Source organism: Phenylobacterium sp. (assembly GCF_030654915.1).
GTDB lineage: Bacteria > Pseudomonadota > Alphaproteobacteria > Caulobacterales > Caulobacteraceae > Phenylobacterium.
In genome coordinates this window covers 1-3,872 of record NZ_JAURWM010000048.1, presented here as the reverse complement: position 1 = coordinate 3,872, position 3,872 = coordinate 1, and the positions used below count along the sequence as shown (strand labels likewise).

Sequence of the window (3,872 nt, the reverse complement as noted above, 5' to 3'; positions counted from 1 at the left end):
TGGCTTCCAGCAGGGCGACGGTCGCGGGACGCACGCCCGAGGCGCCTTGCGCCAGACTGGCCAGCTTCAAGGCTAGCATCAGCCGGATCACCGGAACGGGGGAGGGCTCGCCCACGCCCGCGGCGTGGGACAGGACGATATTGCGTTGCAGGGTTTCAAGATCGCCCGCCTCGATGCGGACGCTGGCCAGCTTCCCAAAGCCGGTATTGATCCCATAGACCGGCTCGCCTCGGGCCAGGATGCGCTCGACCGCCGCGGCGCTGGCGGCGACCACCGGCGCGGAGGCAGGGTCAAGCTTGGCGCCGGCGCCGCGATAGATGGCGCGCCACTCGGCGAGACTAACCTCGCCCGGTCGCATCACGACGTCGTTCATAGTCCACTCCACACGCGGGCATGGAGCGGATTGAACCCCATGCGATAAACAAGTTCGGCTGGGCGCTCGATGTCCCAGATGGCGAGATCGCAGCGCTTGCCGGCTTCCAAGGTGCCGGTCTGCGCCAGCAGGCCGAGCGCGCGGGCGGCTTCGCGCGTCACGCCGGCGAGGCACTCATCGACGGTCAGGCGGAACAGGGTCGCGCCCATGTTCATGGTCAGCAGCAGCGAGGTCAGCGGCGAGGTGCCGGGATTGCAGTCGGTGGCCAGGGCGATCGGCACGCCAGCGGCGCGCAGCGCTTCGATCGGCGGCAGCTTGGTCTCGCGCACGAAATAGTAGGCGCCCGGCAACAGGGTCGCGACCACGCCGGCCTTGGCCATGGCGGCGACGCCGGCCAGGTCCAGATGCTCCAGGTGGTCGGCTGACAGCGCGCCGTACTCGGCGGCCAGCGCCGCGCCGTGCAGGTTCGACAACTGCTCGGCGTGCAGCTTCACCGGCAGACCGTGCGCCTTGGCGGCCGCGAACACACGGCGTGTCTGCTCCGGCGTGAAACCGATCCCCTCGCAGAAGGCGTCCACCGCGTCGGCCAGGCCCTCGGCGGCCACGGCGGGGATCATCTCCCCGCACACCTTGTCGATGTAACCATCGGAATTATCGCCATATTCAGGGGGCAGGGCGTGGGCGCCGAGGAAGGTCGTCTTGACGCTGACTTGGCGCATTTGGCCGAGTTTTCGGGCCGCGCGCAGCGACTTCAGTTCGTGCTCAAGCGACAGGCCGTAGCCCGATTTCACCTCGATGGTGGTCAGGCCCTCGGCGATCAGGGTGTCGAGCCGGGGCAGGGCGCTGGCGACCAGATCGTGTTCGGTGGCCGCGCGCGTCGCCTTCATGGTCGAGACGATTCCACCGCCGGCCCGCGCGATCTCCTCATAGGACGCGCCGGCCAACCGCAGCTCGAACTCGTGGGCGCGGTCGCCGCCGAAAATCAGGTGGGTATGGGGGTCGATGAGGCCAGGTGTGATCCAGCGGCCCTGGCAATTGATGGTCTCGGCTGCCTCGAATCGCGGGGCGTCGGCGGCGGCGCCGGCATAGACGATCTTGCCGTCCTGGCTGGCGACCAGCCCGTCCATGATCTCGCCCAGGCCCGGTTGGTCAGGGGAAAGCGTGGCGAGGCGGGCGTTGGCCCAGATCCGATCGCATCGCATGTCCGCCTCCTTCACATCGTCTCGATTAATGTATAGACATATGATCGAGCGAGGAGGCTTGTCCAGTGTCTGATCGAGGTGAAACGATCTGGTTCGACAGTGCGCTGCTGGCGAGCGGTTGGGCGCGACAGGTCCGCGTCAGCGTTCGTGACGGCCAGATCGCCGCGATTGAGACGCAGGCGCCGCGCCAGCCGGGCGAAAGCGCCTATGGCCCGGCGCTGCCCGGCCTGCCCAATTTGCACAGCCACGCCTTCCAGCGCGGCATGGCGGGGCTAGCTGAGGTGCGCGGCCCCTCGGCCGACAGTTTCTGGACCTGGCGCGAGGTCATGTACCGGTTCCTGGAACGGCTAGGACCCGAAGAGGTCGAGGCGGTCGCCGCGCTCGCCTATGCCGAGATGCTGGAGTCCGGCTTCACCCGGGTCGGCGAGTTCCACTACCTGCACCACGACCAGGGCGGCCGCGCCTACGCCAACCCCGCCGAGATGGCTGTCCGCATCGCGGCCGCGGCGGATACCGCGGGCCTGGGCCTCACCCTGCTGCCGGTCTTCTATGCGCACTCCGGGTTCGGCGGCGCCGAGCCGACTCCCGCTCAAGCCCGTTTCATCAACGATATCGATAGCTTCGCGCAAGTTCTTGAGGTCAGCCGCAAGGCGCTGGCCCCTCTGCCGGGCGCGGTGCTCGGGCTCGCCCCGCACAGCCTGCGGGCCGCGACGCCGACGGATCTTGAGGCGCTTGTCACCCTGGCGGGCGACGGGCCGATCCATATCCACATCGCCGAGCAGACCAAGGAGGTCCTCGATTGCGAGGTCTGGTCGGGCCAGCGCCCGGTCGATTGGCTGCTCGATCATGCCCCGGTCGACCCGCGTTGGTGCCTGGTGCACGCGACCCATGTGACTCCGCGGGAAACCCAGCGCATGGCGGCCAGCGGCGCGGTGGTCGGTCTCTGCCCGATCACCGAGGCCAATCTCGGCGACGGGCTGTTTCCAGCCCCGGACTATCTGAACGCCGGCGGCCGGTTCGGCATAGGCTCGGACTCCAATGTCCTGATCGACGCGGCCGAGGAGCTTCGGCTGCTGGAATATGGCCAGCGGCTGGCCCGGCGAACACGCAATGTGATGGCGACCGAGGCAGGACGCTCGACCGGCGGAGATCTCTATCGCGCCGCGTTGGCGGGCGGGGCCCAGGCGCTGGGCGCGGACAGCGGCGGCCTGCGAGTCGGTGCGCCGGCCGACATCGTCAGCCTGGACGCCGCTCATCCGGCCCTGATTGGCCGTGGGTGCGACGCCATCCTGGACAGTTTCGTGTTCGCCGCCCGGCGCGACGTGATCGACGGGGTCTGGCGCGCGGGGCGCAAGGTCGTCAGTAATGGACGCCACCACCGCCGCTACGAGATCACCGCGCGCTATCGGCAGGCCCTGGAGAAAGTGCTCGCGTGAACAAGCCCGCCGCGTTCCCCGAAGACGCCCCCGCCTCGCTCCAGAAACGCATCCGAACCGAGATCGAGGCCAAGATCCTCTCGGGTGAGTGGGGACCTGGCTATCGCATCCCCTTCGAGCACGAGCTGACCGTGCAATACGGCTGCTCGCGGATGACGGTCAGCAAGGCGATCTCGGCTCTGGCCGAGGCCGGGCTGGTGACGCGCCGCCGCCGCGCCGGCTCGTTCGTGGCGCGCCCGAAAGTTCATTCCGCCGTGCTCGACATTCCCGACCTGCGCTCCGAAATCGAGGGGCGGGGCGAGGCCTACGCTTTCAAGCTGGTCGCCTGCACCCCGCGCGCGCCCAAGGCCAAGAACGCCGAGGAGATCGACCTGGCCCGGGGCGGCGAACTGCTGGCCCTGCGCGGGGTCCACTTCGCCAATGGTCGGCCCTTCGCCATCGAGGATCGTCTGATTAGCCTGGTCGCCGCGCCGCTGGCCCGCGACGCCGACTTCGCCGCCCAGCCGCCCGGCGCCTGGCTGCTGGAGCACATCCCCTGGACCGAGGCGGAGAACCGGATCAGCGCCCTGGGCGCCGATACCGAGAGCGCCAATCTGTTGGCCATCGCGCCGGGGACTGCGTGCCTGGCGGTCGAACGCCGCACCTGGCGCGCCGGCGAAGGCGTCACCAAGGTGCGCCAACTGTTCCCTGGCGAAGCCTACGACCTCGTCGCCCGCTTCGGCCCCTCGCGGGGCTAAGCGAACCTCCACTAGTCCACTAGTTCACTCGTCATCCTAGTCCTTGTGCCTATGACCCCTCTATCGGCGGCTATGCGTCGGAGGGTGAACCTAGTTGGTGACGCCAACAGGAAGAAATTCCGTG

The 3,872-nt window shown here is 68.7% G+C and carries 4 protein-coding genes; 2 read left to right on the top strand and 2 right to left on the bottom strand.

Features of this window, described 5'->3' with window-relative positions; translation table 11 throughout:
• On the bottom strand, positions 1-373 hold a 373-nt coding region (locus Q7T84_RS02220; protein ID WP_370653606.1), incomplete at its 3' end, for an aromatic amino acid lyase.
• The gene (hutI, locus tag Q7T84_RS02215) at positions 370-1,575 is read right to left on the bottom strand and encodes an imidazolonepropionase (protein WP_304806003.1); all 1,206 of its coding nucleotides are present in this window, start codon (positions 1,573-1,575) and stop codon (positions 370-372) included. The genes hutI and Q7T84_RS02220, both read right to left, overlap by 4 nt.
• Before the next feature lie 65 nt (positions 1,576-1,640).
• On the opposite strand from hutI, the gene Q7T84_RS02210 reads away from it, so the two are divergent.
• Positions 1,641-3,011 carry a formimidoylglutamate deiminase gene (locus tag Q7T84_RS02210; protein ID WP_304806002.1) on the top strand — a complete coding sequence of 457 codons (1,371 nt, stop codon included), beginning with the start codon at positions 1,641-1,643 and terminating at the stop codon, positions 3,009-3,011.
• Complete coding sequence (gene hutC / locus Q7T84_RS02205) at positions 3,008-3,748, top strand: histidine utilization repressor (RefSeq protein ID WP_304806001.1); 741 nt, start codon at positions 3,008-3,010, stop codon at positions 3,746-3,748. The genes Q7T84_RS02210 and hutC overlap by 4 nt, the downstream gene beginning before the upstream one ends.
• Positions 3,749-3,872 lie beyond the last annotated feature (124 nt).

Coding starts and splice junctions, on each gene's coding strand:
- hutI (WP_304806003.1), bottom strand. CDS start 1,575: ATGCGATGCGATCGGATCTGGGCCAACGCCCGCCTCGCCACGCTTTCC.